Origin of the sequence: Plantactinospora siamensis (assembly GCF_042434095.1) — a bacterium.
GTDB lineage: Bacteria > Actinomycetota > Actinomycetes > Mycobacteriales > Micromonosporaceae > KBS50.
In genome coordinates this window covers 597,362-624,245 of record NZ_JBHLUE010000016.1, presented here as the reverse complement: position 1 = coordinate 624,245, position 26,884 = coordinate 597,362, and the positions used below count along the sequence as shown (strand labels likewise).

Annotated in this window: 25 protein-coding genes; 9 read left to right on the top strand and 16 right to left on the bottom strand. The window is 75.5% G+C overall.

From position 1 onward, the window contains the following. Window positions 1-42: 42 nt before the first annotated feature. Entirely contained in the window at window positions 43-2,160 is a 2,118-nt protein-coding gene (locus ACFFHU_RS20235) for a HelD family protein (protein ID WP_377341095.1), read from the bottom strand. A 58-nt stretch (window positions 2,161-2,218) separates the two neighbouring features. After that, window positions 2,219-3,235 (bottom strand): alpha/beta fold hydrolase, encoded by a 1,017-nt coding sequence (locus ACFFHU_RS20230; RefSeq protein ID WP_377341246.1) that lies wholly within the window; start codon window positions 3,233-3,235, stop codon window positions 2,219-2,221. 144 nt (window positions 3,236-3,379) lie between these two features. On the opposite strand from ACFFHU_RS20230, the gene ACFFHU_RS20225 reads away from it, so the two are divergent. Next, window positions 3,380-4,033 carry a carbonic anhydrase gene (locus tag ACFFHU_RS20225; protein WP_377341093.1) on the top strand — a complete coding sequence of 218 codons (654 nt, stop codon included), beginning with the start codon at window positions 3,380-3,382 and terminating at the stop codon, window positions 4,031-4,033. 111 nt (window positions 4,034-4,144) lie between these two features. On the opposite strand, the gene ACFFHU_RS20220 is transcribed toward ACFFHU_RS20225, so the two are convergent. Further along, on the bottom strand, window positions 4,145-4,474 hold the full coding sequence (locus tag ACFFHU_RS20220) for a hypothetical protein (protein WP_377341091.1): 330 nt from the start codon (window positions 4,472-4,474) through the stop codon (window positions 4,145-4,147). Between the two features lie 367 nt (window positions 4,475-4,841). Between ACFFHU_RS20220 and ACFFHU_RS20215 the strand changes: the two genes are divergently transcribed. Together ACFFHU_RS20215 and ACFFHU_RS20210 are read left to right on the top strand one after the other, a co-directional pair. Beyond that, the gene (locus ACFFHU_RS20215; protein WP_377341089.1) at window positions 4,842-5,333 is read left to right on the top strand and encodes a DUF3145 domain-containing protein; all 492 of its coding nucleotides are present in this window, start codon (window positions 4,842-4,844) and stop codon (window positions 5,331-5,333) included. A 67-nt stretch (window positions 5,334-5,400) separates the two neighbouring features. Continuing rightward, a complete protein-coding gene (locus tag ACFFHU_RS20210; protein ID WP_377341087.1) occupies window positions 5,401-7,137 on the top strand; it encodes a glycoside hydrolase family 3 protein in 1,737 nt (578 codons plus the stop codon). 34 nt (window positions 7,138-7,171) lie between these two features. Here the strand turns inward: ACFFHU_RS20210 and ACFFHU_RS20205 are convergent, their stop codons facing one another. Further along, window positions 7,172-8,050 carry an alpha/beta fold hydrolase gene (locus ACFFHU_RS20205; protein WP_377341086.1) on the bottom strand — a complete coding sequence of 293 codons (879 nt, stop codon included), beginning with the start codon at window positions 8,048-8,050 and terminating at the stop codon, window positions 7,172-7,174. A 113-nt stretch (window positions 8,051-8,163) separates the two neighbouring features. Between ACFFHU_RS20205 and ACFFHU_RS20200 the strand changes: the two genes are divergently transcribed. After that, window positions 8,164-10,233, top strand: coding sequence for an AfsR/SARP family transcriptional regulator (locus ACFFHU_RS20200; protein ID WP_377341084.1), 2,070 nt, complete (start codon window positions 8,164-8,166; stop codon window positions 10,231-10,233). A 54-nt stretch (window positions 10,234-10,287) separates the two neighbouring features. Here ACFFHU_RS20200 and ACFFHU_RS20195 read toward each other — a convergent pair whose 3' ends face one another. Further along, window positions 10,288-11,790: an MFS transporter gene (locus tag ACFFHU_RS20195; protein WP_377341082.1), complete on the bottom strand. Its 1,503-nt coding sequence runs from the start codon at window positions 11,788-11,790 to the stop codon at window positions 10,288-10,290. 130 nt (window positions 11,791-11,920) lie between these two features. Between ACFFHU_RS20195 and ACFFHU_RS20190 the strand changes: the two genes are divergently transcribed. Further along, on the top strand, window positions 11,921-12,517 hold the full coding sequence (locus tag ACFFHU_RS20190) for a TetR/AcrR family transcriptional regulator (RefSeq protein ID WP_377341080.1): 597 nt from the start codon (window positions 11,921-11,923) through the stop codon (window positions 12,515-12,517). Between the two features lie 14 nt (window positions 12,518-12,531). Here ACFFHU_RS20190 and ACFFHU_RS20185 read toward each other — a convergent pair whose 3' ends face one another. From ACFFHU_RS20185 to ACFFHU_RS20175, 3 genes are all read right to left on the bottom strand, one after another. Then, window positions 12,532-13,257, bottom strand: a complete 726-nt coding sequence (locus ACFFHU_RS20185; RefSeq protein WP_377341078.1) for a polysaccharide deacetylase family protein — start codon at window positions 13,255-13,257, stop codon at window positions 12,532-12,534. Continuing rightward, window positions 13,254-14,408: a glycosyltransferase family 2 protein gene (locus ACFFHU_RS20180; RefSeq protein WP_377341077.1), complete on the bottom strand. Its 1,155-nt coding sequence runs from the start codon at window positions 14,406-14,408 to the stop codon at window positions 13,254-13,256. The genes ACFFHU_RS20185 and ACFFHU_RS20180 overlap by 4 nt, the downstream gene beginning before the upstream one ends. 237 nt (window positions 14,409-14,645) lie before the next feature. Continuing rightward, complete coding sequence (locus tag ACFFHU_RS20175) at window positions 14,646-14,795, bottom strand: hypothetical protein (RefSeq protein ID WP_377341076.1); 150 nt, start codon at window positions 14,793-14,795, stop codon at window positions 14,646-14,648. A 455-nt stretch (window positions 14,796-15,250) separates the two neighbouring features. Here ACFFHU_RS20175 and ACFFHU_RS20170 point away from each other — a divergent pair, with 455 nt between their 5' ends. Beyond that, window positions 15,251-15,985 carry an endonuclease domain-containing protein gene (locus ACFFHU_RS20170; protein ID WP_377341074.1) on the top strand — a complete coding sequence of 245 codons (735 nt, stop codon included), beginning with the start codon at window positions 15,251-15,253 and terminating at the stop codon, window positions 15,983-15,985. 180 nt (window positions 15,986-16,165) lie between these two features. Here the strand turns inward: ACFFHU_RS20170 and ACFFHU_RS20165 are convergent, their stop codons facing one another. From ACFFHU_RS20165 to ACFFHU_RS20130, 8 genes are all read right to left on the bottom strand, one after another. Then, entirely contained in the window at window positions 16,166-17,551 is a 1,386-nt protein-coding gene (locus tag ACFFHU_RS20165; protein ID WP_377341244.1) for an acyl-CoA carboxylase subunit beta, read from the bottom strand. Between the two features lie 62 nt (window positions 17,552-17,613). Beyond that, window positions 17,614-18,840: a beta-ketoacyl-ACP synthase II gene (gene fabF / locus ACFFHU_RS20160; RefSeq protein WP_377341072.1), complete on the bottom strand. Its 1,227-nt coding sequence runs from the start codon at window positions 18,838-18,840 to the stop codon at window positions 17,614-17,616. A 1-nt stretch (window position 18,841) separates the two neighbouring features. Continuing rightward, window positions 18,842-19,081, bottom strand: coding sequence for an acyl carrier protein (locus ACFFHU_RS20155; RefSeq protein WP_377341070.1), 240 nt, complete (start codon window positions 19,079-19,081; stop codon window positions 18,842-18,844). A 175-nt stretch (window positions 19,082-19,256) separates the two neighbouring features. Further along, window positions 19,257-20,201: a beta-ketoacyl-ACP synthase III gene (locus ACFFHU_RS20150; protein ID WP_377341243.1), complete on the bottom strand. Its 945-nt coding sequence runs from the start codon at window positions 20,199-20,201 to the stop codon at window positions 19,257-19,259. A 73-nt stretch (window positions 20,202-20,274) separates the two neighbouring features. Next, complete coding sequence (locus tag ACFFHU_RS20145; protein WP_377341069.1) at window positions 20,275-21,441, bottom strand: acyltransferase domain-containing protein; 1,167 nt, start codon at window positions 21,439-21,441, stop codon at window positions 20,275-20,277. Window positions 21,442-21,577: 136 nt separating this feature from the next. Next, on the bottom strand, window positions 21,578-22,822 hold the full coding sequence (locus tag ACFFHU_RS20140) for a PucR family transcriptional regulator (RefSeq protein ID WP_377341068.1): 1,245 nt from the start codon (window positions 22,820-22,822) through the stop codon (window positions 21,578-21,580). Between the two features lie 12 nt (window positions 22,823-22,834). Next, window positions 22,835-23,518, bottom strand: coding sequence for a response regulator (locus ACFFHU_RS20135; RefSeq protein ID WP_377341067.1), 684 nt, complete (start codon window positions 23,516-23,518; stop codon window positions 22,835-22,837). Continuing rightward, the gene (locus ACFFHU_RS20130) at window positions 23,515-24,735 is read right to left on the bottom strand and encodes a sensor histidine kinase (RefSeq protein WP_377341065.1); all 1,221 of its coding nucleotides are present in this window, start codon (window positions 24,733-24,735) and stop codon (window positions 23,515-23,517) included. Before ACFFHU_RS20130 ends, ACFFHU_RS20135 begins: the two co-directional genes overlap by 4 nt. Window positions 24,736-24,916: 181 nt before the next feature. On the opposite strand from ACFFHU_RS20130, the gene ACFFHU_RS20125 reads away from it, so the two are divergent. From ACFFHU_RS20125 to ACFFHU_RS20115, 3 genes are all read left to right on the top strand, one after another. Continuing rightward, window positions 24,917-25,501 (top strand): hypothetical protein, encoded by a 585-nt coding sequence (locus ACFFHU_RS20125; protein WP_377341064.1) that lies wholly within the window; start codon window positions 24,917-24,919, stop codon window positions 25,499-25,501. 160 nt (window positions 25,502-25,661) lie between these two features. Beyond that, entirely contained in the window at window positions 25,662-25,907 is a 246-nt protein-coding gene (locus tag ACFFHU_RS20120; RefSeq protein ID WP_377341063.1) for a hypothetical protein, read from the top strand. Between the two features lie 59 nt (window positions 25,908-25,966). Then, complete coding sequence (locus ACFFHU_RS20115) at window positions 25,967-26,884, top strand: NADP-dependent oxidoreductase (protein ID WP_377341242.1); 918 nt, start codon at window positions 25,967-25,969, stop codon at window positions 26,882-26,884.

Here is a 26,884-nt window from a genome sequence, read left to right as displayed (position 1 = left end):
AGGGGAGGGTGGGGAGGGGAGGGCGGGGAGGGGGGGTGGGGGTCAGGGGGTGAGGTCGATCGTGGTGAGGCGCTGGGTGGCGCGGGAAAGGGCCACGTAGAGGGTGCGGGGGCCGGCGGGGGTGCCGTCGCGGATCTCCGCGGGCGTCACCAGCACGACGCCGTCGTACTCCATGCCCTTGGCCTGGAGCGCGTCGACCACCTGGAGCCGGGGTCCGGACAGCTCGCCGAGCCAGTCCCGGACCTCGGCGCGGCGCTGCACCGGCGTGATCACCCCGACCGTGCCCTCGACCTCGGTCAGCATCTTGGCGGCCGCCTCGGCCGTGACCGCCGGCAGCTCGTCCGGGCCGGCCGTGCGGGCCTCCGGCGGCACGCCGGTGCTGCGGACCGCCCGCGGCAGCGGCAGGTCCGGATCGATCTCCCGGATCACCGCGGCCGCGGCCGCGAAGATCTCCGCGGAGTTGCGGTAGTTGGTGGAGAGGGTGAACTCGTGCCGCCGGCGCCGGCCGAGCGCCTTGTCCCGGGCCCGGGTCAGCTCGGCCGGGTCGCCCGTCCAGGCGGTCTGGGCCGGGTCGCCCACCACGGTCCACGAGGCGAGCCGGCCGCGCCGGCCGAGCATCCGCCACTGCATCGGCGACACGTCCTGGGCCTCGTCCACCACCACGTGCGCGTACTCGCGGTAGTCCTCGTCCCGGCTGGTCGCCGCGGACCGCGCCGCGCGCTCCCGGTCGGCGTATGTGCTCACCTCGCGCACCCCGCCGGCCACCAGGAACGGATCGCGGCGCCGGCGGGCGGGCCGGGGCGGCCGGCCCATCAGCTCGTCCAACTCGTCCAGCAGCGCCACGTCCGGGATGGACGGGCCGTCCGCGGCCAGCGACCGGTACGAGGAGACCAGCAGCTCGATCTCCGCCCGGGACAGGATGCCCGCCGCGTACGACCGCAGCCGGGCCGGGTCGGCCAGCCAGGCCAGCACGTGCCGGGGGTGCAGCCGTGGCCACCAGGCCCGGATGAAGTCCCGGAAGTCGGTCCGGTCGGCCAGCTCGTCCTCGAACTCGCGCTGCTCCGGCAGGTTGCCGATGCGCAGCTCGAGGGCCTGCCGCCAGAGCGCCTCGAACAACCCGTCGATGCCAACCCGCCGGACCTCGTTGCGACGGGCGCCGCGGGGCAGCGCCCGCTCCCGGATCGCGTCCAGCTCGGTCCGGCCCAGCCGCAGCAGCTGACCTCGGTACAGCAGGCGCAGCTCGGTGGGACCGCCCGGAACGGCGTCCCGGACCGCCCGCTCCAGCAGCCGGCGCATCCGCAGCGAGCCCTTGACGGTGGCGGTGCCGGCCGGCTCGGTGCGGGTGACCGTCAGCCCGGCCACCAGCGAGCCCAGCGAGTGCAGCGTGGCGGTGTCCTCGCCCAGCGACGGCAGCACCGACGAGATGTAGTTGACGAACACCCCCGACGGCCCGACCACCAGCACGCCGCCGCCGGCGAACCGGGCCCGGTCGGAATAGAGCAGGTACGCCGCCCGGTGCAGGGCCACGGCCGTCTTGCCGGTGCCGGGGCCGCCGGAGACGATCGTGACGCCCGCGCCGGGCGAGCGGATGGCCTCGTCCTGCTCCCGCTGGATGGTGGCCACGATGTCCCGCATCCCGGTGCCGGTGACCCGGCTCAGGGTGGCCAGCAGGGCGCCGTCGCCGACCACCCGCAGGTCGTCCGGCGCGGCGTCCGGGTCCAGCAGATCGTCCTCGATCCGGGTCACCCGCTCACCGGCCGAGGAGATCATCCGGCGCCGGACCACCCCCTGCGGGTCGGCTGCGGTGGCCCGGTAGAAGGCCGCCGCGGCGGGTGCCCGCCAGTCCACCACCAGCGGCTCGGACCGCTCGCCGCGCACCCCGAGCCGCCCCACGTGCAGCATCGAGGAGTCCCGCAGGTCGAGGCGGCCGAAGACCAGCCCCTCGTGCTCGGCGTCCAGCACGTGCCGCCGCCGGGCGGCGTGGAACACCATGGCGTCCCGTTCCACCAGCGCGCCGAAGTTGCCGACCCGGGCCAGCCGGTAGCCGTCCCGCTCGGCCCGGGCCGCCGCCTGGCGCAGCTGCTCCAGCCGGGCGTACACCCGGTCCAGGTGTCGCTGCTCGACGGCGATCTCCTGGTCGAGCACGGTGCGGTCGGTCAAGGCGGGTTCTCCCACGGGCGGTCTGCGGCCGGCGATGGTGCGCCGATCGGGGGACCGATCAGGATACGTCCCCGGTCCGGGCCCGGCGTGCCCGAGGGGTCGGGCCGGAGATGCGCGCGGTGGGCGCGGCCCGCCGCCCCGACCGGCGCCGTCGACCGGCCGGCATCCGGTCCGGTACGCCGGCCAGCACGCGCCGGAGCACGCCGGACAGGGCCGCGTTGACCTCGGCGGGACGCTCCAGCATGAGCATGTGGCCGGCGCCCGGGCAGACGGTCAGCTCGGTGCCCGGGAGAGTTTGCACGATCGACTCGGCGCAGGCCGGCGGGGTCAACCGGTCCCGGTCGCCGACCAGGGCGGCCACCGGCATGGCGGGCAGGCCGGCCAGGGTGGCCAGCCGGTGCTGGGCGCCCACCGAGGGGCGGAAGCCGCCGATGGCCCGCAGCGAGGCGCGGGCCACGGCCGAGGCGGTCAGCCGGAGGTCAGCCGGTTCGCACCGGTCGCCGAACAGCAGCCAGCGCAGCGTGGGGCGGATCGCCCGCAGCAGGGCGTGCGGCGGCCGGAAGGTGCCGCACCGGGCCAGCACCCCGGCCGCGCCGGTCTCGGCCAGCCGGACCAGCCGGGTGATCCGGGGCGACAGACCGTAGACCGTGTGCGCGTGGCCCTCGGCCGTGGTGGCCACCAGGACCAGTCCGGCCACCCGCTCGGCGAACGCCGCGGGGTGCCGGTGGGCGTACTCCATCAGGGTCATCCCGCCGAGCGAGTGCCCGGCCAGCACCACCGGCCCGCCGCCGCCCACCTGGTCGAGCACCTCGGCCAGGTCGTCGCCGAGCTGCGCGAGGGTGGCCGTGCACAGTCGGGTGCAGCCGGAGCGGCCGTGCCCGCGGGCGTCGTACGCCACCACCCGCACGTCCGGGCCGAACTCGGCCACCAGCGCCGACACCTGCCGGTGCCAGATCCGCCGGTCCAGCGTCCAGCCGTGCAGCAGCACCACCGTGACGGCCGCCTCGGCCGATCCGGTCAGCTCGACGTGCAGCTGCACCCCGTCGGCGAGCGTGACCCGCCGTACCTCGGGCATCCCGCCCACGGCCCGCTCGGACATGGCCACCTCCCCAGGCGCCGGAAGGGTGCATCTACCCGCTGGCCGGCCGGGCGAACCGCGGGCGTGAGAAGATTCGCACCCCGCTTCCCGGCCGCCGGGTGGAGGCGGCAAGCTGGGCGGATGGCCTCACCGTCCGCAGATCCGACCCTCGTGCCGGGGGAGCGTCCTTCCAGTATCTCCCCCTCGTCCACCCGTACCCCCCGGGCCGCGTTGGCCGAGCTGCTGGCCGGCAACCGGCGGTTCGTCGGCGGGCAGCCGCTGCACGGGCACGACGTGGCCGCCGCGGCCGCCGCCTCGGGCGACCAGCGGCCGCACGCCGTGGTGGTGGGCTGCATCGACTCCCGCGTGCCGCTGGAGGCGGTCTTCGACCAGACCTTCGGGTCGATGTGCGTTGTCCGCTCCGGCGCGCACGTGCTGGACCAGGCGGTCCGCGGCTCGATCGACTTCGCCGTGACGGTGCTCGGGGTGCCGCTGGTGATGGTGCTCGGGCACGAGCGCTGCGGCGCCGTGGCCGCCACGGTCCGGGCGCTGCAGACCGGGGACCGGCCGGGCGGCGGCCTGGGCTACCTGGTCGACGAGATCGCGCCGGCCGTGCTGGACGTGGGCCTGGACGACCCGCGCGTGGCGTCCGCGGCGACCCGTCGGCACATCATCCGGACCGTCGCCGAGCTGGCCGCCCGGGAGCCGCTGGCCTCGGCCGTGGCCGACGGCTCGGTCGAGGTGGTGGGCGCCATCTACGACCTGGACAGCGGCCGGGTGGACCTGCTCGCCTGAGCGGCCGCGGCGCACGGACAGCGCGACGCCCCGCCGCGCGGTGCGCGGCGGGGCGCCTGGATGATGCTGGGCCGGCCGGTGGCCGGTGACTCAGGCCGGTGGCCGGGTGGCTCAGGCCTCGAAGACGCCGGCGTCGACCAGGCGCTTCTCGGTGGTGTCCCAGCCGTCCGACGGGTACGCGGCGGCCAGTCCGTTCAGCTCGGCCCGGATCTTGGCGGCGTGGCCGGCGGTGGCCAGCGTCCGGATCTCCTCGACGAAGGCCTCGGAGTCGGTGCGCAGGTGCGCGGTCTTGCCGTTGGTGAGGTTACGCACGTAGGCGTGCTTGCCGCCGTTGAGCGGGATCAGGTACTTGAACTCACCGAGCACGCTCAGGGCGCCACCCTGGCCGGCCTGGCCGGCGCGGACGGATGCGCGCGCGGTCTTCGAGGTGTTGCTCGCCACGGGGGTACTCCTTGCAAGACGAACGGGAGGACAGAAGTCCGGGGACGGGGCGGCAGTGGCCGGGTCGGTGCGTCGCACCGGCACGGGAACGCTGTCGCCGGGGTTGCCTGAGGGGATGTGCGGGCGGCACAGGCCGCCAAGTAAAACTTTACACGACCCTCTGAGCCGGCCGGACGCCGCGCGTCGACATCGCGACCGACACGAAGCGCAACCGCGCCGACCGGTCCGGGTATTCCATCCCATCCGTACGGCACGAGTTTTCCGATTCGCTGGCGCATCGTCGACAACAGCAGTCATCATGTGTCTCAGTGCCCACTCGTGATCGAGGTCGTAGGGGAAGACGCACCTCGTTCACCGGGAGGTCACCGTGCAAACGCGTGGCGTCGTATACGTCCACTCGACCCCGCTCGCCGTGTGCCCGCACGTCGAGTGGGCGATCGCGCGCGTCCTCACCGCGCCGGTCAACCTGCACTGGACCGAGCAGCCGGCCGACGTCGGCGCCCGGCGTGCCGAGTGCGGTTGGTCCGGACGCCCGGGGACCGGCGCGGAGCTGGCTGCTGCCCTCCGGCAGTGGCCCATGATTCGTTTCGAGGTGACCGAGGACCCGAGTCCGGGGGTCGACGGCGAACGGTTCATGTACGTCCCCGGGCGCGGCCTGCACCGGGCCGTCATGGGCGCGGCCGGCGACATCCAGCTCGGCGAGGACCTGCTGCGCTCGATCATGGCGGCCGCCCGGGCCCCCGAGGCGCTCGCGCACGCCCTGGACAAGGCGCTCGGCACCGCCTGGGACGCCGAGCTGGAGCCGTACCGCTACGCCGGCGACGGCGCCCCGGTAACCCTCCTCACCCAGGTCGGCTGACCCGCCCCCGGGAGTTCGCGCCGGGGCGGAAAGGTCAAGTTGCCCCGATCCGGGGGTAGCTGGTGGGATGGACGGCGTGTCGTTTCCGCAGCGCCGGCTCACCGCCGTGGCCGCCGTCACCGCCCTCGCGACCCTCGCGGTCGCCGGCTGTGACGGCAGGGCCGAGCATGCCAGCCCGACCCCGGCCGCGAGCCAGGCCGCGACGCCGAGCAGCCCCGGCGCCCCCGCTGGCGGCGGCGCCGATCCCGCCGCGCGGGCCGCGGCCCTGGTGGGTTCGCTGAGCGACGAGGACCTGGCCGGCGAGGTGCTGATGCCGTACGCGTACGGCGACTCGGCCACCAAGGTGTCGGCCGGCTCGGCCGCCGGCAACCGCAAGCTGGCCGGGGTGGACACGCCGGCCGAGATGATCGCCAAGTACCGGCTCGGCGGCCTCATCCTGGTCGGCTTCTCCGCCGACGACCCGACCGGCGCCAACCAGGCCACCACGAACGTCGACAATCCGGCCCAGGTCCGGCGCCTCACCGCCGGGTTGCAGGACGCCGCCGCGAAGCTGCCCGCCGGCAGGGCGCCGCTGCTGATCGGCACCGACCAGGAGTACGGCGTGGTGACCCGGATCAAGGACGGGGTGACCCTGCTGCCGGCCGCCATGGCCGCCGGCGCCGCGGCCGACCCGCAGCTCACCGAGCGGGCCTGGACGGCCGCCGGCGAGGAGCTCGCGGCCATGGGCCTGAACGTGGACTTCGCCCCGGACGCGGACGTGCTCCGGGCGCGTAGCTCGGTGATCGGGTCCCGGTCCTTCGGCGCCGACCCGAAGGCGACCGCCGACCAGGTCAGCGCCGCGGTCCGCGGGCTGCAGGGCGCCGGGATGGCGGCCACGCTCAAGCACTTCCCGGGACACGGCGGCACGGCCGCCGACTCGCACTCGGACCTGCCCGTGCTCAAGCAGGACCGCAAGACGCTCGACGGGGTGGACTTCGCGCCGTTCCGGGCCGGCATCGCCGCCGGCACCGACCTGGTCATGTCCGCGCACCTCGACGCCCGCGCCATCGACCCCGGCACCCCGGCCACCTTCTCCACCAAGGCGATCACCGAGGTGCTGAAGGGCCAGCTCGGCTTCGGCGGCGTGGTGGTCACCGACGGGATGAACATGGCGCCCGCCGAGCGCTGGCCGGCCGGCGAGGCGGCCGTACGGGCGCTGAAGGCCGGGAACGACCTGCTGCTCATGCCGCCGGACATCGCCGCCGCGCATGCCGGCATCCTGGCCGCGCTGCGCGACGGGAGCCTGCCGCGGGCCCGGCTGGTCGACGCGGCCACCCGGGTGCTCACGCTGCGGTTCCGGCTGGCCGGCAAGCCGGCCCCGGCCATGTCCACGCTGGCCAGCGGCGCGCACCAGGACGCGGCCCGGCGGCTCGCCACGGCCGCGGTCACCGAGCTGCGCGGCGGGTGCGGGGCGCTCGCCGGCCCGGTCACGGTCACCGCCTCGACCGGCCGGGACAGCACCCGCAAGCTGTTGGTGACCGCCCTGCGCGCCGACGGGGTCAAGGTCGTCGACAGCGGCGGCGCCGTCGTGCATCTCGTCGGGTACGGCGACGGCGCCAAGGACCTGCGCGCCGGCGCCGCCGTCACGGTGGCCATGGACACGCCGTACGTGCTGGCCGGCGCCGATTCGAAGCGCCTGATGGCCACGTACTCGTCCAGCCCGGCCGCGATGACCGGGCTGGCCGACGTGCTGGCCGGGAAGGCCCGGCCGGCGGGCCGGTCGCCGGTGCCGGTGCCCGGCCTGCCCGCCACCTCCTGCCGCTGACCGACCCGGCCCGCCGGAGCCGGCGCGCCGGTCGTCAGCGCGCGAGCAGGGACCGCAGCAGCTGGCTGATCTCCCCGGGCGCCTCCTCGGCCATGTAGTGCCCGGCCGAGGTGGTGCGGTGCTCCAGGTCCGCGGCCCAGGCCCGCCACAACCCGGCCGCGTCGTAGCCGAGCGCCGCGCCCCAGTCCTGCTGCAGGACGGTGACCGGCATGCTCAACCGGGCGCCGGCGGTCCGGTCGGCCCGGTCGTGCTCCACGTCGATCCCGGCCGACGCCCGGTAGTCGGCGACGATGGACGGCACAGCCTCCCGGGAGGCCCGCAGGTACTCCGCCCGGATCTCCGGCCCGATGGCGCCCGGATCCCGGGCCCACGCGTCGAGGAAGTGCCCGAAGAACGCGTCCGGGCTGGCCCCGATGAGCTGTTCCGGCAGGCCCGGGGGCTGCGCCATCAGGTACAGATGGAAGGCCACGGCCGCGTCCACGCCGTGCAGGATCTCCCACATGTCGAGGGTGGTCAGCACATCCAGGATCGCCAGGTGGCTGATCGCCTCGGGGTGGTCGAGACCGGCCCGCACCGCGACCAGGGCGCCGCGATCGTGCCCGCACAGCGCGAAGCGGTCATGGCCGAGCGCGCGGGCCACGGCCACCACGTCGGCCGCCATGGTGCGCTTGGCGTACGTGTCGCGGTCGCGCTCCGCCGGCTTGTCGCTGGCGCCGTAGCCGCGCAGGTCCGGGCAGATCACGGTGTACTCGCTGGCCAGGTCCGTGGCCACGTGCCGCCACATGAGATGGGTCTGCGGGAAGCCGTGCAGCAGCACGATCGGATCTCCCGAGCCGCCCACGGCGACGTTCAGCCGTACCCCGTCGGCGACGGCGATCCGCCGCTGGTCGAAACCGGGAATGGCGATGGTCATGGCGATGTCCCCTCCTGATCGAAAAGCTCGACCCCAGCGTGCCGGCCGGGAATGAGCAGCCGATGAGCGCGCTACGGTGACCTGGGCGCGAGCGCGGCCGGGAGGGCGGGGCGGTGCGGGTCGGTTTCGGTGTCCTCGGGCCGGTGACGGCCTGGGACGATCGCGGCGTGCCGGTCGAGCTCAGGGGGCCGCGGCACCGGGCCGTGCTGGCCCGCCTGATCGTGGCCCGGGGCCGGGTGGTGCCGGTCGACCGCCTCGTCGAGGACCTGTGGACGGACCCGCCGCCCGGGGCGGTGAGCGCCGTCCGCACGTTCGTGGCCGCGCTGCGCCGCGCCGTCGAGCCGGGGCGCGCGCCGCGGCAGCCGGCCCGGCTGCTGGTCACCGAGGGACCCGGGTACGCCCTGCGGGCCGCCCCGGACACGGTGGACGCCTGGCGATTCTCCGACGCCGTGGCGGCGGCGTCGGCGGCCTCAACCGCCGCTGCCGCCTCAGCGGCCTCGGCAGTCTCGATCGACTCGGCAGTCTCGATCGGCCCGCCGGCTTCGGCCAGCGGCCTGACCGCCCCGGAGGGCTCACCGGCCGCGCTGCTGGCCGGGTTGGACCGGGCGCTGGGCTGGTGGCGCGGACCCGCTTACGCGGGGCTGGACGAGGCGCCGTGGGCGCTCGCCGAACGCTCGCGGCTCGACGAGCTCCGGCTTCGCGCGGTGGAGCTGCGGGCCGAGGCGCTGCTGGCGCTCGGCCGGCCGGCCGAGGTCGTACCCGAGCTGGACGCCCAGGTGGCCGACCGACCGTGGCGGGAGGAGTCCTGGCGGCTGCTCGCCCTCGCCCTGTACCGGGCCGACCGGCAGGGGGACGCGCTGGCGGTGCTGCGTCGGGCCGGGGACCTGCTCCGGGACCAGCTCGGGATCGACCCTGGCCCGCGGCTGCGCCGGCTGGAGACCGACATCCTCCGGCAGTCCGCCGCGTTGCTGCCGCAGGCCGCGCCGGCCGCCGACCGGCTCTGGGCGCGGGCCGCCGCCGCGTACGACAGCACGGTGGCCGCCGGCACGCCGGCCCGGCTCGACTCCACGGTCGGCCTGCTGCGCAGCCTCGCGGTGACCGGGGGAACCGGGTTGGCGGCCGCCCGGGAGCAGCGGTTCGCGGCCATCGCGGCGGCCGAGCGGCGGGGTGATCCGGAGATCACGGCGCGGGTGATCGGTGGGTACGACGTACCGGCGATCTGGTCCCGGTCGGACGACCCGGCGCTGGCGGCGCGGATCGTGGCCGCGGCCGAGCGGGCCCTCGCGGCCCTGCCGCCCGGCTCGCCGGAGGCCACCCGGGTCCGCCTGCTGGCGACCGTGGCGGTGGAGTCGCGCGGCGCCTCGGCGACGCGCGGCCCGGCGGCGGCCCGGGAGGCGGAGCGGATCGCCCGCCGGCTGGGCGACCCGGCGCTGCTGGCCTTCGCCCTGAACGGCGTGTTCCTGCAGACGTTCCACCGCGCCGGGCTCGCGCCGGACCGGGACCGGATCGGCGTGGAACTCGTCGCGCTCGGCGCCCGGCACGGCCTGGTCAACTTCGAGATCCTCGGCCACCTGGTCCGGCTGCAGGCCCGGGCGGCGCTCGGCGACGTGGCCGGCGCGGACGGCGCCGCCGCGGCCGCGGACCGGCTCGCCGAGCGGCACGACCGACCGCTGGTCCGGGTGTTCACCCGGTGGTACCGGGCCCTCCGCCTGGCGCTGACCGGCGCCGCCGAGGCGGCGGTGGAGAGCGCGTACCGGGACGCCGCGGGCCTGCTCCCCGGGGCCGGCATGCCCGGGGTGGAACGCGGGCTGCTGCCGCTGGCGCTGCTCTGCCTGCGGGTGTGGCACGACCGGCCGGCCGACTTCGCCGAGGACACCGACTGGGGCCCGTACGCGCCGTGGGCCCGGCCGCTCGTGCTGGTGGCGGCCGGCCGCCGGGACGCCGCCGCGGCGGCGCTGCGCCGCACCCCGGAACCCCCTCCCGACCTGCTGTTCGAGGCGCTGTGGTCCCTCACCGGTCGGGCCGCCGAGCAGCTCGGCGACCGGACGCTGATCGCGCGCGCCCGGCACGCCCTCGCGCCGGCGGCGGCCGAGCACGCCGGGGCCGGCAGCGGAATGCTCACGGCCGGTCCGGTGGCCGGGCACCTCGCCCGGCTCGACGCGGCCCTGCGGCACACCCCGTGACGGCTCCTCGGGGCAGCCGCCCGGGGGGCGGCGGCCGGGTCATCGGGATGTACGTCACCGGGGGTAGCGCCGCCTTCGACTGGTTCGACTACCAACCCGCCGGTTGACCCGCGCGTCGTGGCCGGCCGGCCGGAAGGTCAGCGCCACCAGGAACGCCAGCGCGGCGATCAGCACCGAGACGCTGAACGCCGACGTCATCGCGTGCACCAGCGCCTGCCGTTCGCCATTCGGGCCGGGGTGCGACCCAGCCGCTCCGCGCACCGCCGCGCCGAACACCGTGACCAGGATGGACAGTCCCAGCGTGGCGCCGGTCTGCTGCATGGTCTGCAGCACCCCGCCGGCCGCGCCGGTGTCCCGGGGCGGCACGGCGGCCATGATGACCGGGGTCAGCGGCACGAACGCGAGCCCGCCACCGAGCCCCATGAGCAGCATCGGCCCGAGCAGGCCGGTGAGATACCCGCTGCCGACGTGCAGTTGGGTCAGCCAGCCGACGCCGCCGACCATCAGGGCCGTACCGGTCAGGGCGAGCGGCTTCGGCCCGAGCCGCGGCAGCAGCCGGGGCACCAGCCGGGTCATCGCGAACATGCCGGCGGCCAGCGGTAGGAACGCGAGCCCGGTGGTCAGCGCGGTGTAGCCGCGCACCTGCTGGAGGAACTGGGTGAGGAAGAAGAACATCGACATCATCGCGGCCGGGCCGAGAAGGAAGTTGAGGAAGCCGGCCGCCCGGTCGCGGTCGGCGAACAGCCGCAGCGGGAGCAGCGGCTGCCGGGTCCGCGACTCGATGAACACGAAGGCCGCCAGCAGGACGAGGCCGGCCCCGAGGGCGAGCTGGGCCGTCGGGTTGGACCAGCCTTCGCCCGCGGCCGTGATGAAGGAGTAGACCAGCGCGGCCACGCCGGCGCTGGCGGTGACCGCGCCGGGCAGGTCGAGCCGGCCGGGGTGCCGCGCCGGCTCCCGGACGAACCGGGGGGCCAGCAGGACGGCCGCGACCCCGAACGGCACGTTGATGAACAGCACCCAGCGCCAGGAGGCGAGCTCGGTGAGCAGGCCGCCGACGATCAGCCCGATCGCGAAGCCGGCGCTGGCCACCCCGGAGAGCAGGGCCAGCGCGCGCAGCCGCTCCCGCGCCTCGGTGAAGGTCGTGGTGATCAGCGCGATGGTGTTCGGCCCGGCCGCGGCGGCGCCCACGCCCTGCAGCACGCGGGCGGCCAGCAGCCAGCCGGGCGACGTGGCGAAGCCGCCGGCCAGGGAGGCGAGGGTGAACAACGCGATCCCGGCCACGAACATCCGGCGGCGGCCGAGCAGGTCGCCGGCCCGGCCGCCGAGCATGAGCAGCCCGCCGAACGCGAGGGTGTAGGAGTTCAGCACCCACGCCAGGCCGGTGGGAGAGAACCGCAGGTCGTCGGCGACGCGCGGGAGCGCCACGTTCATCACGGTGGCGTCGAGGATGAGCATGAGCTGGCAGGTCACGATGATGGCCAGCGCGAGCCGGTGCCGGGTGGCGGCCGGCTCGGGCGCGGCCAGGGTACGGGCGGAGAGCAGAGTCTGTTCCGACAAGGGATACTCCGGAGAATCGAGAACAGGAAGCGGAGATAGTCTCCGCTTATAGCCGTCGCTAGCATATGGAGATGCTCTCCGGTTTGGCAAGACTATCCGGAGGGAATCTCCGGATCAATGGAGGTGTGCCGTGTCCCAGCCCGAACGCCCGATGCGCGCGGATGCCCGCCGCAACTACGAGCGGCTGATCGCGGTCGCCCGGGAGGCGTTCACCGAGCACGGTGCCGAGGCACGCCTGGATGACATCGCCCGCCGGGCGGGGGTCGGTCCCGGCACCCTCTACCGGCACTTCCCCAGCCGGGACGACCTGCTGGCGGCCGTCTACCGCGACGACGTGGAGGCGCTGCGGGCACAGGCCGAGGAGCTGGCCGGCCGGCTGCCGCCCGCCGACGCCCTCGCGGCCTGGCTGCGACTGCAACTGGACTACCTGAAGGTCAAGCGGGGGCTGTGGACGGCCCTGAAGGCGATGCTCGCGGCCGACTCCGAGACGCTCGCCCGGTGCAAGGACACCATGCGGTCCGCGCTGGGTGGCCTGCTCGACCGCGCCCAGGCCGCCGGCGTCGTCCGGCCGGACGTGGACGCCCCGACCGTGCTCCGGCTCGTGCACGGGGTCGGCCTGGCCAGCGAGTCCGCGCCCGAGGAGGCCGACCGGCTGCTCGGCATCATGCTCGACGGCCTGCGGCCGCCGCCGTCATCGGCGCCGGCCGCCACGTCCGCGCGTACCTGACCCCGGCCGCGCCGTCACCGGTACGCGGGCACGCCCAGCAGCTCGTCCACCGTGACGAACCGGAACCCGCGGGCCGACAGCGCCTCGACCGTGCGCCGGACCGCCGCCACCGTCTGTCCCCGGTCGCCGCCCCGGGCGTCGAACCCGTCATGGAAGATCAGGATGGTGCCCGGGCCGGTCTTCGCCACCGCCGCGCGGGCGATCGCCGCCGCGCTGATCTGCAGCACCTCGAGCGGGTGGCAGAACACCCCGGACACCGGCCGCAGTCCCGCGGCCCGCAGCGTCCTCAGCAGCGCCGGGTGCCGCCACAGCCAGGGGGAGCGGGCCAGCGCGGGGGTACGGCCGGCGTGGCGTACGAGGATCTCCTGCGTCCGCCGCACCTCCTCGGCGTACCGGCCCGGCCGCAGGTACGTGCCGAACCGGTGGGTCAGCGAATGGTTGCCCACCACGTGCCCGGCGGCCACCATCCGGGCCGTCGTGTCCGGGAACCGCTCCACGCACCGGCCGACCTGGAAGAAGGTGGCCCGGATCCGCCGGCTGTCCAGGTAGTCCAGGAGCTGCGAGGTGTACGGCTCGTTGGGCCCGTCGTCGAAGGTCAGCGCCACCACCGGCTCGGCCGTGCGGACCCGGTGCGGGTACGCCCCGAACAGCTGGCAGCCCGGGGCCATGAACAGCGCGTAGCCGGCGGCCAGCCCGGCCACCCCGGCCGCCCCGCAGGCGGCCGCGCCGAGCCGGCTCACCGGTGGCCGGCCGGGTGTGCGGCGTCGACGACGAGCCGCGCGATCGAGTGGTACGTGTGCGACATCCCGTCCCCGGCCAGCGCCGTGGGCATCAGCAGCACCGCCCCGGCCACGGCCCCCGCCAGCGTGGCGCCGACCGCCCCCGCCACCCGCCGCCGGCCGGCGGGTCGGCGGCCGGCCGGTGCGGTTCCGCCGGTCCGGGGCGTGGGCGCGGCGCCGAGGACGTCCGCGGTTTCGCCGGTCCGGGGCGTGGGCGCGGCGCCGAGGACGTCCGCGGTTTCGCCGGTCCGGGGCGTGGGCGCGGCGCCGAGGACGCCGGCGGTTCCGCCGGTCCGGAAGGCGGGCGCGGCGCCGAGGACGCGGCGGCCGAACAGCCGGTTCAGCAGGTACGCGGCCAGATAGTGCACGAGCAGCGAGACGAACACGCTGTAGAGCAGGCCGCGGGCCAGCCGCCGGCCCGAGCTGTGGCTGGGGTTCCCGGGATCGAACGCCACCCGTCCGCGGCGGCGGAGCCGGCGCAGCAGGTCCAGCTCGTCTCCGCCCTGGGTGAGCCGCGTGTCGTAGCCCGGGAAGTGCTCGCGGCGCACGGCGATGTTGGTGGCCGTCGCGTACAGCACGCGGCCGGTCAGCCGGTAGATCAACCCGACGAGCCCGAACAGCACTCGCGCGTAGCCCCGACCCCAGGCCGGACCGTCGGCGTACCGGCAGGGGCCCACCACCGCCACCACCCGGTCGTCCGCGGCGAAGGCGCGGTCGATCCGGTTCAGCCAGTCCGGCCCGTACCGGGTGTCGGCGTCGGCCGAGACGATGATGTCGCCGCGGGCGACCAGCGCGCCCCGCTGCCGGGCCGCGCACACCCCCGGCTCGGGCTCGCTCACCACCGTCGCCCCGCGGTCCCGGGCGATCGCCGCGGTGGCGTCCGTACAGTTGTTGTCCACCACGATGATCTCGTGCCCGCCGGCGAACCGCTGCGCCCGCAACGAATCGATGGTGGCCGCGATGTAGCCGGCCTCGTTGAAACACGGTACGACCACACTGAACCGTGGGACCACGTCCGCACTCTCCTCCATGCCGCGGGCGCCGGCGAGCCGGACCGCCGCCCGGGAGACCGGGTGGGCGCTCCGCTCGACGCGGATGACGCCTGCGAGCATGCTGACGGAGAGTGCTGAGTTTCAATCGGGGCCGCACCTGATCCCGCCCGCCGGCCGGCCGGGGGCAAAACGCGGGAAAGCGCGGCGCGACCGCCGCGCGGCGCCGGTCAAAGCGGACATGCCGGGCCCGTAGCCGGCGGCCGTGGCCGGAACATCGCCGCCGGATCCGGGGTACGGCGGGCCGCCCCTACGGGACCGGGTGGCCGGGCATCCGGACCTCCCCGGACGGGGCTCGGGTCACACCCGCCGGCGGACCCAGCCGATGATGCCGGTCACGACGAACAGGATGGCGCCGATCACGAAGAGCCAGAACAGGCCGTGGACCACCAGCCCGACCACCGCCAGCACCAGCCACACCACCAGAAGGGCAACGATCAGTGCGATCATGGGCGCCGCGTACCCCCTCCTGACCTGGACAAACGCCGGGCCCGGCGCGGCCAGGCCCGGTGACCATGATCGTTGGCCAGTTTCGGTGCTGACGCGCCGCATGGGCGCACCGAAATTGTGCAACGATCATGAATCGCTTCGTCCACAGGCGAGAGTTGTCCACAGGATCCGGTTTGGTTCGGTTGCCGGGCCGGCCGCGGGGCAGCCACGGTACGTGGGTGGATGCGGAGCTTGCGGCACTTGTCGACCTTGGCGGCGGGGTGCTCACCCGAGACGCCGCGCTTGAGGTCGTGCGGCCATGGGCGCTGCGTCGGGCGCTCCGAGACGGCGAGCTGCGGCGAGTGCTGCCCGGTGTGTACGTAGGTTGGCGACTCGTGGATGCCTCGCCGCCAGCGCGGTCGTCCGCGGCTGGTTCTCCGGTTGCCGCAGCACCTCTCACCAGGCTTGACCGTGGGGTGGCGCAGCGAGCCGCGGTGGCGTACGCGGCGGGGCGGGCCGCGTTGAGCAGCGTCACCGCGCTGGACGTGCACGGCGTGCTCCAGCAGCTGCCCGGAGAGCCGGTGCATGTGGACGTGCCGGCGGAGACGAGACTTCATGCCGGCCCCGGGTTGGTTGTGCATCGGCGTCAGGAACTGATCCTGATTCCGCCGCGCGTGGTGGTGCGCCGGACCATGCCGGTCATCCGGTTGGAGGACTCGCTGGTCGACGCCTGGCCGGTGTTGCCGCCGGACGACCGGGCCGGTCCGGTGATCCGGGCGGTCAACGACCGGCTCACCACCGTGGGACGCCTCGAACGGGCACTGTCCGGTGCGCCGAGGCTGCCCGGCCGGGCGCAGTTGCGTGGACTGCTTGCCAGGCTCGCGGCCGGCTGTCGTAGTCCCCTGGAGATCTGGGGACACGATCACGTCTTCGTCGGGCCCGGCATGCCGGCGTTCGCCCGTCAGGTGCCGATCTGGCTGGGCTCCCGGACGGTCTACCTCGACCTGTATGCGGAGCGGGAGCGCGTCAACATCGAGCTTGACGGCGCCATGGCACACGGCGATCCGCGCCAGCGCGAGCGTGACCTGCGCCGGGACGCGCAGCTGGCCACGCTGGGCATCCTGACCGTCCGCTTCAGCGGGCGCCGGTTGATCCACGAACCCGGCCAGGTGCGCCGGGAAACCCTCGCCATCCTGGCCAGCCGCCGCTGAGCCGACCCAGTGCTGCGCGAGCCGGTCGCGCCGATCCTCCCGGAGCGCCTTGATCGCCATGATCGTTGGCAGATTCCGGAGCACCAACGCGGCGTGTCTACCCCGAAATCCTGCGACGATCATGAGGGCGAACGGCCGGGCCCCCGCTGTCCGCAGCGGGGGCCCGGCCGATCCTTACCGCTACAGCGGGATGTTGCCGTGCGCGCCGCGGGCGGCGGGGGCCGCCGCGAGGGTCTCGGCGAGCCGCCGCCGGGTCTCGGCCGGCTTGATGACCTCGTCGACCACGCCGATCTCCAGCGCCCGGTTGACCCCGCCGGCCACCCGGGTGTGCTCCTCGATCAGCTCGGCCCGCAGCGCCTCGCGCTGGTCGGGCGGCGCGGCGGCCAGCTTCTTGCGGTAGAGCACGTTCACCGCGGCGCTGGGGCCCATCACCGCGAGTTCCGCGTTCGGCCAGGCGAACACCGCCGTGGCGCCGAGCGAGCGGGAGTTCATCGCGATGTACGCGCCGCCGTACGCCTTGCGGGTCACCAGCGTCACCCGCGGCACGACGGCCTCGGCGAACGCGTGCAGCAGCTTGGCGCCGCGCCGGACGACGCCGTCCCACTCCTGGCCGAGCCCCGGCAGGTAACCCGGGACGTCCACGAGCACGATCAGCGGTACGCCGAGCGAGTCGCACATCCGCACGAACCGGGCCGCCTTCTCGGCGCTGGCCGCGTCGAGGCAGCCGCCGAGCCGCAGCGGGTTGTTCGCGATCACCCCGACGGTACGGCCGGCGAACCGGCCCAGCGTGGTGACGATGTTGGGCGCCCACTTGGCGTGCAGCTCCACGCCCGGCTCGTCGAGCAGGGCCTTGACCACCGGCTTCACGTCGTACGCCCGGTTGGTCTCGGCCGGCATGAGCGCGGCCAGGTCGTGCCCCTCGGCGCCGCCGGACACGTCCGCCGGGGTGAACCGGCCCTGGTGCCCGAGCAGGCTGGCCAGGGCGCGGGCCTGGGCCAGCGCGGACTCGTCGTCCTTGGTGGTGATGTGCACGACGCCGGATCGCCGGCCGTGCGGCTCGGGGCCGCCCAGCCGCTCCATGTCGACCTGCTCGCCGGTGACGCTGCGCACCACCTCGGGACCGGTGACGAAGATCCGGCCGGCGCCCGCCATGATGACGATGTCGGTGAGCGCCGGGCCGTACGCGGCGCCGCCGGCGGCCGGGCCGAGCACCACCGACAGCTGCGGCACCCGGCCGGAGGCCCGCACCATGGCGGCGAAGACCTGGCCGACGCCGTCGAGCGCCACCACGCCCTCGGGAATCCGGGCGCCGCCGCAGTGCCAGAGACCGATCACCGGCACCCGCTCCTGCACCGCGGTGTCGATCGCGTCGACGATGTGCCGGCAGCCGTCGATGCCCATGGCGCCACCCATCTTGGTGGCGTCCGAGCAGAAGGCGATCACGGGCGTGCCGTCGATCTCGCCGCGCGCCCAGAGCATCCCGGAGGTGTCCCGGGACATGGCCAGGCGGAGGGTGCCGGCGTCGAACAGGGACCGGAGCCGGACCTCCGGGTCGCGGTAGTCGATTTCGGCGGACTCGGTGCCGACGGATGTGGTGCTCACGGATGCCTCCAGGGCAGGGTCGGGTCTCACGCCCGGGTGAAGACGAGAGCGACGTTGTGCCCGCCGAAGCCGAACGCGTTGTTGAGCGCGGCGGGGATGTCGAGGTGCCGGGCCTTGTGGGCGGCCACCTCCAGGTCGAGGCCGTCGTCCGGGTCGTCCAGGTTGATCGTGGGCGGCACGATGCCGTCCCGGATGGCCAGGATGGTGGCGATCGACTCCAGAGCGCCGGCCGCGCCCAGCAGGTGACCGGACATCGACTTGGTGGCCGACAGCACCGGGTGCTCGCCCACGGCGGCCTTCAGCGCGCCGATCTCCAGCATGTCGCCCACCGGGGTGGAGGTGGCGTGCGCGTTGACGTGCCGGATGTCCTCGGCCGCCACGCCGGAGTCGGCGAGCGCGCCCCGGATGGCCCGGATCGCGCCCTCACCCTGGGCGTGCGGCTGCACGATGTCGTACGCGTCGGAGCTGATCCCGGCGCCGGCGAGCCGGGCGTACACCCGGGCGCCGCGCGCGGCGGCGTGCTCGGCCGACTCCAGGATGAGCACCCCGGCGCCCTCGCCGAGGACGAACCCGTCGCGGCCCTTGTCCCATGGCCGGGAGGCCCGCTCCGGCTCGTCGTTGCGGGTCGACATGGCCCGCATCGAGGCGAAGCCGGCGATCGGCAGCGGGTGGATGACCGCCTCGGTGCCGCCGGCCACCACCACGTCGGCGCGGCCGGAGCGGATGATGTCCAGCCCGAGCGCGAGCGCCTCCGCACCGGTCGCGCAGGCGCTGGCCATCGCGTGCACCCCGGCCTTCGCCCCGACCTCCAGGCCGACCCAGGCGGCCGGGCCGTTGGGCATGAGCATCGGCACGGTGTGCGGGGACACCCGGCGCGGCCCGGATGCCTCCAGGATGTCGTCCTGGGCGAGCAGGGTGGTGGCGCCGCCGATGCCGGAGCCGAGGCTCACGGCCAGCCGCTCCGGCTCCAGGCCGGTGTCGGCGAGCTTGGCGTCCGCCCACGCCTCCTGGGTGGCGATGATGGCGATGGCCTCGGACCGGTCCAGCCGGCGCAGCCGTACCCGGTCGAGGACCTCGACGGGTTCGACGGCGAGCTGGGCGGCAATCCGGACCGGCAGTTGGCCGGCCCACTCCTGGGTGAGCGGACTCACCCCGGAGCGGCCGGCGAGCATGGCGTCCCAGGTCGACGCGACGTCCCCGCCGAGCGGGGTCGTCGCGCCGAGCCCGGTGATGACGACGTCGGGTCGACTCATCTCAGGACTGCGCCTCGATGTAGCTGACGGCGTCACCCACGGTCTTGAGGTTCTGCACCTCGTTGTCCGGGATCTTCACGCCGAACTTCTCCTCGGCCGCGACCACGACCTCCACCATGGAGAGCGAGTCGACGTCCAGGTCGTCGGTGAAGGACTTGTCAACGGCCACGTCGTCCGGGTTCACCCCGGCGACCTCTTCGAGGATCTCGGCGAGGCCGGCGGTGATCTCGTCACGGGTCATTGTTGTTGGCTTCCTCTCCATGGATGAGCGGCGGGGACCGGTACCCGGCGGGTCGGCCCCGGGTGGTCACGGCGGTGCGCCGGGACCGGGTGGTCGTGGCGGTCGGCCGCGACCGGGGTGGCCGCGGCGCGCGCCGCGGCCGGGCCGGCGGTGGGCACCGCCGGCCGGTGGGACATCACGGGCAGCGCACGACCTGCCCGGCGTACGTGAGGCCGCCGCCGAAGCCGAACAGCAGCACCGGCGCCCCGGAAGGCACCTCGCGGCGTTCGATCAGCTTCGACAGGGCCAGCGGCGTGCTGGCCGCCGAGGTGTTGCCGGATTCGACGATGTCCTTCGCGATGATCGCGTTGGGCAGGTTGAGCCGCTTCGCGATGCCGTCGATGATCCGGGCGTTGGCCTGGTGCGGGACGAACGCCGCGATCTCCTCCGGGGCCACGCCGGCGCGCTCGCAGGCCTGCAGCGCCAGCGGGGCGAGCGCGGTGGTGGCCCAGCGGAACACCGACTGGCCCTCCTGCTGCACGTACCCGTGCCGGCCCTCGATCCGGACGGCCTCGCTGCGCTCCGGCACCGAGCCCCAGAGCACCGGGCCCACGCCGCTCGGCTCGCCCTCGGCGGTGGCCGTCACCACGGCCGCGCCGGCGCCGTCGCCGAACAGGATGCAGGTCGACCGGTCGGTCCAGTCGGTGAAGTCGGAGAGCTTCTCGGCCCCGATCACGATGGCGTTCCGGGCCGCGCCCGCGCTCAGCGCGTGATCCACGGTGCCGAGCGCGTACGAGAACCCGGAGCAGGCCGTGTTGATGTCGTACGCCCCCGGGGCGGTGATGCCCAACTTCGCCGCGACCCGGCAGGCCACGTTGGGGCTGCGGTCCACGGAGGTGCAGGTGGCCACGACGACCAGGTCGATGTCGGCGGGGGTGAGGCCCGAGTTGGCCAGCGCCTTGCCGGCCGCCGCGGTGGCCATGTCGGCCACCGTCTCGGTGTCGGCCACCCGGCGGGTGACGATGCCGACCCGGTCCCGGATCCACTCGTCGTTGGTGTCCACCATCCGGGCGAGGTCGTCGTTGGTGATCAGGCGAGCGGGCTGGTAGTGCCCCATGGCGAGGAGGCGGGAACCCATCAGCGGTGCCATCCCTTCGTTCGCGGCCGCGGAGCCGGCCGCGCCGCCGCTCCAGGTCGGGTGGTCGTACCGGTCGTCACAGCTGCCCGCCGATCCGGGCCAGCGGCTGGCCCGGGGCGACCGGGTCGTCGGAGTGGGCGAGCCACTCGGTGAGCAGGCCGTTCCCGTGCGCCTTGACCTCCACCGGGCCCTGCCGGGTGACCACGTGCCCGATCACCTGCCCGGTGCGTACCTCGGTGCCCTCCGGCAGGTCGGCCGGCGTGAAGGTGCCGGCCGTTCCGGCCACCACCACCCGGAACGAGATGGCCGGTTCGTGCCCGGCCGTCGAGCCGTGCCGGGCGATCAGATCCCGCGCCGCCGGCAGGTCGTCCGGGGTGTTCAGGGTGACGATCTCGGGCGCGCCGTCGCCCTTCAGCTCCCGCTTCACCAGCCCGGCCAGGGTGCCGGCCGGCGGCAGCTCCAGCACGCCGGTCACGCCCAGGTCGGCCATCGTCCGCATGCACAGGTCCCAGCGGACCGGCGCGGTGACCTGGCGGACCAGCCGCTGCAGCATCTCCCGGCCGTTGTTCACGGCCGAGCCGTCGAGGTTGGACAGCAGGATCCGGGCCGGGTCGGCCGGGGTGATCCCGGCGGCCATGCCGGCCAGGGCCTCCTCGGCCGGCGCCATGTAGCGGGTGTGGAACGCGCCGGCCACCTGCAGGGCGATGACCCGGGCCCGGGCCGGCGGCTCGGCCGCGAGCTTGGCCAGGTTGTCGACGGCGCCGGCGGCGACCAGCTGGCCCGCGCCGTTGCGGTTGGCCGGGTAGAGCCCGTGCCGGTCCACCGCCGCGAGGACCTCCTCGGGATCGCCGCCGAGCACCGCCGACATGCCGGTGGGCTCCAGGGCGCAGGCCGCGGCCATCTCCCGGCCGCGCACTCCGGCCAGCGTGACGGCGGACTCCGGGGTGAGCACCCCGGCCAGCGCCGCGGCGCCGAGCTCGCCGACGCTGTGCCCGGCGGTGAGCGTCACGTCGTACACCGGCAGGTGCTCGGCCGCGAGCAGGGCCGCGGCCACCAGCAGCGGCTGGGTCCGGGCGGTGTCCCGGATCTCCTCGGCGCCGGCCTCGGTGCCGAGGTACGCCAGGTCGACGCCGGCCAGCGCCGACCACCAGCGCAGTCGGGCGGCCGCGCCGGGGAGGTCGAGCCACGGGGTGAGGAAGCCGGGCTTCTGTGAGCCCTGACCGGGGGAGAGTACGGCAAGCACGACTATGACTCTGCGGGATACTCGACGGTCACATGGTTGCCGGCAGTCACCAAACCCTCCTAGAACCTTTGTGAGGATCCTACAAAGATAGGTGAAGATCATGCGGGTTCTGCGGCTCACCGTCCCCTATCAACGGCTACGTCTGATTCGGGGCGGCTGGGGCCGCCGGGTCGAGCCGGCCCACCGTCAGCGCGATCCGCAACGCGTACGCGTCCCGCGGTGACAGCGGCGAGTAGCCGGTGACCTCGGCGATCCGCCGCAACCGGTAGCGGACCGTGTTGGGGTGCACGTACAGCATCCGCGCCGCGCTCTCCAGCACCCCGCCGCTGGCGAAGTAGGCGTCCAACGTCTCCAGCAGCTCGCCGCCGGCGCGTACCAGGGCGGCGAACTCCTGCCGCAACCCCCGGCGGGCCTCGGCGTCGCCGGCCAGGGCCCGCTCGGGCAGCAGGTCGGCCGCGGTCACCGGCCGCGGCGCGGAGGGCCAGGCGGGGGCGGCGCGAAAGCCGGCCACGGCCGCCCGGGCCGACTCGGTGGCCTCGTCCAGGCTCGGCACGGCCGGCCCCACCACCACCGGCCCGTCGCCGAACGCGGCCAGCAGCCGCCCGGTGGCGGCGATCGGGTCGGGCGCGCCGCCGATGACCACCACCAGCCGGTCCCCGTGCACCCCGCCGATGAGCTCGACCCCGAGCCGGCGGGCGGCCCGGTAGAGCGTGAGCAGGATGGCCGTCACCTCGCCGCCGGGGGACCGGCCCACCGCCACGGCGACCGGCTGGGCGTCCGCCCAGCCCAGCGCCGCGGCCCGGCTGGCCAGCACGTCCCGCGAGTCGCCGCGGAGCAGCGCGTCGACCAGCAGCGCCTGCAGGCGGGTGTCCCAGGCCCCGCGGGTCTCGGCCGCGCGGGCGTACACCCGGGCGGCCGAGAAGGCGATCTCCCGAGAGAACCGCAGGACCGCCTCGGCCAGCGGACCCTGCTCGCCCTCCGCGGCCAGGACCGGCACCTGCTCCTCGACCACGTCGATCGTCACCTTGATCAACGCCACGGTCTGCTGCAGGCTGATCGTCCGGGCCAGGGTCCGCGGCGCGGCCGCGAACACCTCGTCGGAGACCTCCTGCGGGCTGTCGGCCGCGCCGCCGCCGTTGCCGAGCCACTCCACCAGGGACCGCACGCCGGCCTGGGCCACCAGCATCACCCAGGACCGCTGCTCGGCGGGCAGCCCGCGGAACCAGGGCAGCGTCTCCTCCATCCGGGCCACGCTGGCGGTCGCCAGCGACCCGGCGGCACGCTCGATCCGGCGCCGGGTGGCGGCCAGGCCACCGCCGGCGCCCGCGGCGCGCGGCGGCTCGGCCGCGGGATCCGCGCTGGTGGCGTCGTCGGTGGGCACACGACCAGCCTGTCACGCACCCCGGCCGGTACGCCCGGCACCCTCGCCGCCGGACAGGTCGGCCTCCTGGGCGAGGATCGCGGCCTGGACCCGGCTGCGCAGGCCCAGCTTGGCCAGGATCCGGCTCACGTGCGTCTTGGTGGTGCTCTCCGCCATGGCCAACCGGTCCGCGATCTGCTGGTTGGACAGCCCCAGCCCGATGCAGACCAGCACCTCCCGCTCCCGCGGGGTCAGCGTCGGCAGCGCGGCCCGGGCGTCGGCCGAGGCGCCCGGGGCGGTGGCCGCGAAGGCCCGGATCAGCCGCCGGGTGACCCCGGGCGCCACGATGCCGTCGCCGCGGGCCACCGTGCGGACCGCCGCCACCAGCCCCGCGGCGTCGGTGTCCTTGAGCAGGAACCCGGCCGCGCCGGCGCGCAGCGCGCCGAAGACGTACTCGTCGAGGTCGAAGGTGGTCAGCACCAGGACGTCGGCGAGGCCGTCGGCCACGATCCGCCGGGTCGCCGAGATGCCGTCCAGGCGCGGCATCCGTACGTCCAGCACGGCCACCGCCGGGCGGAGGGCGCGGCAGAGCGCCACCGCCGCCTCGCCGTCGCCGGCCTGCCCGACCACCTCGATGTCCGGCGCGCCGCCGAGGATCAGCGCCAGCCCGGCCAGCACGGCCGGCTGGTCGTCGGCCAGCACCACCCGGACGCTCATCGGACCCGGCCGGTGGGCAGTTCGGCCGCCACCCGCCAGCGGTCGCCGTCGGGGCCCGCCGTGAACCATCCGTCGACCAGCGCCGCGCGTTCCCGCATGCCGATCAGGCCGGCGCCGGCGCCCGGAACGCCGTCCCCACCGGCGGCGCCCGGGATCGGGTTCAGCACGCTCAACGCCACCGCGTCGGCCCGGTAGTCGACGGCCAGGTCGACCGGTCCCTGGCCGTGCTTGAGCGCGTTGGTGAGGGACTCCTGCAGGATCCGGTAGGCGGCCAGGTCCACGCCGACCGGCAGCTCACGGGGCGTTCCCGTGGTCCGGGCCGTCACCGCCAGCCCGGCCGAGCGTGACCGGTCCAGCAGCCGGTCCAGGTCGGCCAGGCCGACCCGGATGGCCGGCTCGGCCGGCTCGCTCGGGGCCGGGCCGGCGGCCGGCTCGCTCGGGACCGGGCCGGCGGCCGGCTCGCGCAGCAGCCCGATCATCTGGCGCAGCTCGCCCAGCCCCTGCACGCTGTTCTCCCGGATGACGCGCAGCGCCTGCCGCACCTGCTCCGCGTCGAGGCCGGAGACGGACAGCGCGGCCGTGGCGTGGATGGCCACCGCGCTCAGGTGGTTGGCCACCACGTCGTGCAGTTCCCGGGCCATCCGGTGCCGTTCGGCGAGCACCGCCTGCCGCCGGCCCAGCTCCGCCAGCCGGGCCGTCTGCTCGGCCTGCGCCCGCGCGGTGGCGGCCTGGTCGCGGTACTGCCGCACGCTGATCCCGGTCAGCACCGGCAGCAGCGTCACCAGCACCACGACGACCCCCACCGACACGCCGTACCAGGCGCGGGCGGCCAGCACCCCGGCCAGCGCGCCGAGCACCGCGAGCGCCACGCTGGACCGCAGCAACCACCGCCAGGTCCGCGCCGACCCGTACACGCAGGCGTCGTAGAGCACCTGGGTGTAGACCAGCAGCGTGCCCAGCGAGCCGCCGATGGCCAGATCGGCCAGCACCCCGGCGGTGCCGAGGGCCAGGCTGGTCCGGGTGGCCGCCCGGCGCAGCCCCACCGCCACGCAGGTGGCGGCCAGCGGCAGCGCGAACAGCGCCGTGGGGAAGTGCGCGGCCGGGTTGACCGACCGGTACGTGCCGAGGCTGAGCAGGAGCAGGCCGCCGCCGAACGACCCGGCCGCCAGCGCGACGTCCACCCGGGTGGCCCGGCGGGTCGGTGGGCCGGTCGTCATGTCCCGATCCCAGCACATCACCGCCGCGGCGGCGTCCTCCGTGGCGACGAACCCGCGCCGGCCCGGTCCGTCGAACGATGGAGCCGTCCATCCTTCGACGGACCCCGGTTTCCGCCCCGCCGCCGACGCCCGCCCGCCGCCGCCGGGGCAGCCTGGAGGCGGGAGACGGGGAGGTACGACGATGGTTCTCGCGGTGATCGCCGGATGCGAGATCGGCTTCTGGGTGCTGCTCGGCGCGGGACTGGTGGCCCGGTACCTGTTGCGGCGCCGGCGGCTGGGCGCCGTGCTGCTGGTGTCGGTGCCGCTGGTCGACCTGGTGCTGCTGGTGGCCACGACGCTGGATCTGCGCCGCGGCGCCACCGCCAACTTCACGCACGGGCTGGCGGCCGCGTACCTGGGGTCGTCCGTGGCCTTCGGGGCCGCCATGGTCCGCTGGGCCGACCAGCGCTTCGCGTACCGCTTCGCCGGCGGCCCGCCGCCGTGGCGGCCGCCGCGGCGCGGCCGGGCCCGCACCCGGCACGAGTGGCGGGAGTGGGCCAAGGCGGCGCTGGCCTGGGCGATCGCCTGCGTGCTGCTGGTGGCCGCCATCGTCCTGGTCGACGATCAGGCCCGGACCGGCGCGCTGCGGGACTGGATCATCCGGCTGTCGGCGGTGCTGGCCATCTGGTTCGTCGCCGGGCCGCTCTGGTTCACGCTGTTCCCGGGCCGTGCGGAGGCGCCGGCCGCGCCGGCCGGGCAGCGCGCCGGGCGGGAGCGCCGGGGCTGATCGATCCACGCCACCGGGCCGGCCGCCGTCGAGACTGTCGGTACGGGCCAGTACCGTGTCAGGGCCGGACCCGGGTGGGCGTGCCGGCACCCGGCCGATCCCCGGCCGCGGTTTGCCTCGCCTGCCCGCCGACCGGTGGCGACGGGGGAGGAGGCCGCAGGTGCCCGGGGAGATCGAGCGCGCGGACGACGAGCAGTCCTGCCTGCCCGGCCAGTGCTCGCGGCACGGCGGCGGCCGGACCGCGCCGGGCGGCGCGGACGGCGCCGGTCCCGAGGCGCCACCGCCGGCCCGCCGGCCGGACTGCCAGAGCGCCCGGCCGGGTTGGGCCGGCGCGCACCGGCACCTCGGTGTGCGCCCGCGGACCCGGGGCGCCCGCCGGGAGCGGCCGCCGCGGCGCTGGTGCTGAGCCCGCGGTATCGCGGGCGGGGGCGGCGCGTGAAGCCCTAGGGTGGCGTCGTGAAGGCGATGGCGATCTCCCGGTACGGCGGACCCGAACTGCTCGTCGAGCAGCAGGTGCCGGATCCGCCGGTGGGCCCGGACACGGTCCTGGTGCGCACCCGGGCCGTCGGTGTCAACCCGGTCGACTGCAAGATCCGTGCCGGGCATCTGGACGGCGCGTTCCCGACGCACTTTCCGCTGGTGCCCGGCTGGGACCTGGCCGGCGTGGTCGTGGCGGCCGGTCCCGCGGTGCGCGGCTTCACCGCCGGCGACGAGGTCATCGGGTACGTCCGGCGCGACGACATCCAGTTCGGCACGTACGCGGAGTTGGTGCCGGCGCCGGAGCGGACCCTGGCCGACAAGCCGCTCCGGGCCTCGTGGGCGGAGGCGGGCGCGCTGCCGCTGGCCGGGCTGACCGCGTACCAGGCGTTGCGGGCCGTGGAGGTCGCGGAGGGCGACACGGTGCTCGTGCACGCGGCCGCCGGCGGCGTCGGGCACCTCGCGGTGCAGCTGGCCCGGACCCTCGGCGCGACCACCGTGATCGGCGCGGCGAGCGAGCGCAACCACGACTTCGTCCGGTCCCTCGGCGCCGAGCCGGTCGCCTCCGGGCCGGGCCTCACCGACCGGGTGCGCGCGGTGGCGCCGGGCGGTGTCGACGCGGTGCTGGACATGTTCGGCGGGGACGCCCTGGCCGCCTCGGCCGAGCTGCTCACGGACGCGCAGCGGCTGGCCTCGATCGCGGACCCGGTCGGCGTGGCCGAGCTCGGCGGCGTGTACGTCTTCGTGAAGCCGTCCGCCACCGACCTGGGACTGCTCGCCGGTCTGATCGATGCGGAGCGGCTGACCGTCCACGTCGAACGGACGTTCCCGCTGGGTGCCGCCGCCGAGGCACACCGGGTGATCGAGGGCGGCCACGTTCGCGGCAAGCTGGTGCTGGAGGTCTAG